Here is a 728-nt window from a genome sequence, read left to right as displayed (position 1 = left end):
ATCACCCTATAGTCACTATAGTGACTGGTAAAGTGAGCCGATTGCTCATCGCTATGCGCGCATGCGGCTGGCGGAGATCTTCGGGGCAAATGTGCGCAGCGTCCGCCTGCAACGCGGCATGACGCTGGAGACACTCGCGACGGAAGCCGATCTTGCCTACAGCTACATGGGCGGCATCGAACGCGGGCAAAGGAACCCGAGCCTCAGCGTCATGGAACGGATTTCGAGCGTGCTGGAGAGCGACCTCCACACCTTGCTGCGCCCCATGGTTTCAGACCGGTAGCGTCTGCCTCTGACGGTTCCTGGACGGCCAACACCGCGCCACGGCCGCCTTGTCCGGCTGACATTTCCCGCACCCGGAGCCATCAATCCGATTTTCAAAGTATATAACCATTATTTATAGAAAAAATAATGCAAGTTATAGATTGAATGAATTTTATAACCGCTTAACCTGTCGCAATACACATTATTTAACCTTCGATTACTCGAAATAATATCTACAACCATGGATTAAAACCCAAGGAACCGCTTGATATATTTTCGAGATCGACTGGACAACAGGACACGATCTATACATGCATGGTTTCGCCAACCAGTTTGCGAACGCATTCCTGGTCACGACAGGGCTCGCTTTGGTCAGCGGCTTCCTTGGAACGGCCCTTGGTTTGTCGATGGCGATCGCCCGCACCGCCAACCAGACGGCCGCCGCCAGATTGATCACCGCTTAT

The 728-nt window shown here is 53.0% G+C and carries 1 protein-coding gene; it reads left to right on the top strand.

From position 1 onward, the window contains the following. The first annotated feature begins 61 nt into the window (after positions 1 to 61). The gene (locus G3A47_RS22775; RefSeq protein ID WP_129413121.1) at positions 62 to 283 is read left to right on the top strand and encodes a helix-turn-helix domain-containing protein; all 222 of its coding nucleotides are present in this window, start codon (positions 62 to 64) and stop codon (positions 281 to 283) included. Positions 284 to 728: the final 445 nt, after the last annotated feature.

Origin of the sequence: Flavobacterium poyangense (assembly GCF_011751075.1) — a bacterium.
In the GTDB taxonomy this organism is placed as follows: Bacteria; Bacteroidota; Bacteroidia; order Flavobacteriales; family Flavobacteriaceae; genus Flavobacterium; species Flavobacterium poyangense.
Note: the sequence above shows the minus strand (reverse complement) of the source record. Positions and strands in the feature narration are given on the sequence as shown.

Excerpts from the sequence above, each read along its gene's own strand:
- G3A47_RS22775 (WP_129413121.1), top strand. The coding sequence starts at position 62 with ATGCGGCTGGCGGAGATCTTCGGGGCAAATGTGCGCAGCGTCCGCCTG.